This is a genomic window from uncultured Nocardioides sp. (assembly GCF_902805925.1).
Classification (GTDB): Bacteria; Actinomycetota; Actinomycetes; order Propionibacteriales; family Nocardioidaceae; genus Nocardioides.
Genome location: NZ_CADCUP010000007.1, coordinates 1 through 3,172 on the forward strand (window position 1 = coordinate 1; position 3,172 = coordinate 3,172).

General features: G+C 73.8%; 3 protein-coding genes. 1 reads left to right on the top strand and 2 read right to left on the bottom strand.

Annotated elements, in window-relative coordinates; genetic code table 11:
- Window positions 1-848 (bottom strand): diacylglycerol kinase family protein (locus QZX64_RS00490; protein ID WP_295656067.1); only part of this gene is annotated, 848 nt, incomplete at its 3' end.
- Window positions 845-1,264, bottom strand: a complete 420-nt coding sequence (locus QZX64_RS00495) for an FAD-binding protein (RefSeq protein ID WP_295656068.1) — start codon at window positions 1,262-1,264, stop codon at window positions 845-847. The genes QZX64_RS00495 and QZX64_RS00490, both read right to left, overlap by 4 nt.
- Before the next feature lie 165 nt (window positions 1,265-1,429).
- On the opposite strand from QZX64_RS00495, the gene QZX64_RS00500 reads away from it, so the two are divergent.
- On the top strand, window positions 1,430-2,716 hold the full coding sequence (locus tag QZX64_RS00500) for an MFS transporter (protein ID WP_295656070.1): 1,287 nt from the start codon (window positions 1,430-1,432) through the stop codon (window positions 2,714-2,716).
- Window positions 2,717-3,172: the final 456 nt, after the last annotated feature.

Here is a 3,172-nt window from a genome sequence, read left to right on the forward strand (position 1 = left end):
GCCCCCTCTCCCAGGGCCGGCAGCGCACCGAGCGGCTCGCCGTCGGCGCCGACCGGCACGGGGTCTCGTCCGGCAGCGGAGACCTCGACCCGGCGACCCCGGAGCACGGTCACCTCCGGCCGCAGGACGTGCGAGCCGTCGTACACGCTGGGGAGGGCGCGCACCAGGGCCACCCGGGAGGCGGCCTCGATGACGACGACGTCGAGCAGGCCGTCGTCGACGTTGGCGTCCGGGGCGATCCGCATGCCCTTGCCGTAGTAGGCAGAGTTGGCCACCACGACGGTCGCGGCCACGAGCTCGCGGACCGCGCCGTCGAGGTCGAGGCGGTAGCGGGCCGGCGTGTACGTCGCGAGCGCCCGCACGGCGGCGAGCGGGTACTGCAGCGCCCGCGGCACCCACGTGGCCCGGTCCACGATCGCCGCCGCCCGCGCGTCGACACCGGCGTAGACGGAGCCGGCGATCAGCCGGTCGCCGGCGCACAGGAGGTCGACGGTGCGCGGAGCCCCGGTGAGCAGCACGTCCGCGAGACCGGACGGCGTGCCCGGCAGCCCGAGCATCCGGGCGAAGTCGTTGCCCCGGCCGGCCGGCACGATGCCCAGCGTCCCGCCGAGCTCGCCGACCACGCCGGCCAGCGAGGAGAGCATGCCGTCGCCGCCGACCGACACGACGACGTCACCGCGCCTCACGGCCTCGGTGGCCAGCGACCGCATCGCGTGCGGCCCCGGCGAGTAGGTCACCTCCACCTCGGCGCCGGCGTCGCGGAGCAGCTGGGCCACGGGCACGACCGCCTCGGGGGCGGCACCGCCGCCGGCGGCCGGGTTCACCAGGAGGGTGAAGAAGCGGTTCACGGGACCAGCACCCCGGGGTTCAGCACGCCCGTGGGGTCGAGGGAGTCCTTGCCGGCCCGAAGCACCTGGACGCCCACAGAGGCCCGGCCCGGCTCCTCACCCAGCGGGGTGCCGCCCAGGCCGCTCACCACCGCCGCCACCGCGGGGCCCACGGCGCCGGCCCGGGCGGTGCCCATGTCGAGGCGGCCCGCCGGGGTCGCCTCGATCAGCCCCACCACCATCGCGTCGAAGCGGCCGTAGCCCGCCGAGGACTGGCCCGACGAGCGGGTCGCCGCGAAGCCGCCGACGGAGGCGTGCTCGAAAGACTGCGAATGGTGGCCCAGCGTCAGCCCGCGCCCGGCCGGCAGCGCCTCCGCCTCGGGCCCGCGCAGCCCCGGCTCGAGGGTGGCGGTCATCGAGACGCCCACAGGCTTCATGCTAGGCGCCCACACGACGGCGGACGTACCGCCGGATGGCGCACCCGCGTCGACCTGGTGCCCGCCGACCGTGACCTCGCCGTCCCCGCCGCGCAGCGCGCCCTGTCCCTCGCGAGGTCCAGCCTGTCCGGATGAGCCGGCGGCACCGCCACGTATCGTCCTCGCGTGCAGCTGCGTGGCCTCGTCGCCGACACCCGTCCGCTGAAGGAGCCGCACTTCCGCCGGCTCTGGCTCGCCAACATCATCACCGTCATCGGCGCCCAGCTGACCGTCGTGGCGGTGCCCGCGCAGATCTACGCCGACACCGGCTCCTCGGCGTACGTCGGGCTCACCGGCGTCTTCGGCCTCGTGCCGCTCGTCGTCTTCGGCCTGTACGGCGGCGCGCTGGCCGACGTCTTCGACCGCCGGACGTTGCTGGTGGTCACCACGGTGGGCCTCATCGTCACCAGCGGCCTGTTCTGGGTGCAGGCGGCCGTGGGGATGGACAACGTCTGGCTGCTGCTGTGCCTCTTCTCGGTGCAGCAGGCGTTCTTCGCGGTCAACCAGCCCACCCGCAGCGCCGTGCTGCCCAAGCTGGTCAGCAACGATCTGCTGCCGGCGGCCAACTCGCTGAACACCACCATCTTCCAGGCCGGAGCGATCGGCGGCCCACTGGTCGCCGGCGCGCTGATCCCGGTGCTCGGGTTCGAGTGGCTGTACTTCATCGACACCCTCACCCTCTTCGCCACGCTGTCGGCGGTGGTGCGGCTGCCGCCCCTGCCCGTCGAGGGCGCCGTCGCCGGCGTGCCCGGCCTGCGGTCGATCGTGGAGGGGCTGGGCTACCTGCGCGGGCAGCCGGTGCTGCTGATGTCGTTCGTCGTCGACATCATCGCGATGGTGTTCGGGATGCCGCGGGCGCTCTTCCCCGAGATCGCGCACGAGAGCTTCGCCGGGCCGGAGGAGGGCGGGCTCGCCTTCGCGCTGCTCTTCGCCGCGATCCCCGCCGGTGCGGTGATCGGCGGGATCTTCTCCGGCTGGGTCTCCCGGGTCTCGGCCCACGGCCGGGCCGTCGTCGTGGCGATCATCGTCTGGGGGCTCGCGATGGCCATGTTCGGGCTCGCCGTCGGGTTCGCCGAGGTGTCGCCGCGCGCGATGCTCGTGGTCGCGCTGGTCATGCTGGTCGTCGGCGGCGCCGCCGACATGGCCAGCTCGGCGTTCCGCAACGCCATGCTGCTGACGGTGGCGACCGACGCCGTCCGCGGGCGCCTCCAGGGCGTCTTCATCGTCGTCGTGGCCGGTGGCCCGCGGATCGCCGACGTCACCCACGGCGCCACCGCCGCCGTCGTCGGCACGGCGGTCGCCGCGACCGGCGGCGGTGTGCTCGTGGTCGTGCTGACCGTGGTGGCGGCAATCGCGGTGCCCAGCTTCGTGCGCTACCGGGTCACCCTGCGCACCTCCTCCCCGGTGGACTAGCGAACGCCCTCCCGGTGGTCGAGTAGCGAGCGCCCCTCGTTGGTCGAGTAGCGAGCGCCTCCTCGCTGGTCGAGTAGCGAGCGCCTCCTCGCTGGTCGAGTAGCGAGCGCCTCCTCGCTGGTCGAGTAGCGAGCGCCTCCTCGCTGGTCGAGTAGCGAGCGCCAGCGAGCGTATCGAGACCCGATCACGTGCCAGCGGTCTCGATACACCCGCTCGTCCCTCGCGGGCACTCGACCACCGAGTGCAACCTCCCTGGGCACTCGACCACCGAGAGCACCCCCGGACACTCGACCACCGACAGCACCCCCTCGCTGGTCGAGTAGCGAGCGCCAGCGAGCGTATCGAGACCCGACCACTGTGCCGGCGGTCTCGATACACCCGCTCGTCCCTCGCGGGCACTCGACCACCGAGAGCACCCCCCTGGACACTCGACCACCGAGAGCACCCCCCGGACAC

Bases quoted from the DNA above. Each gene is read 5' to 3' on its own strand.
- QZX64_RS00495 (WP_295656068.1), bottom strand. From the start codon at position 1,264: ATGAAGCCTGTGGGCGTCTCGATGACCGCCACCCTCGAGCCGGGGCTG.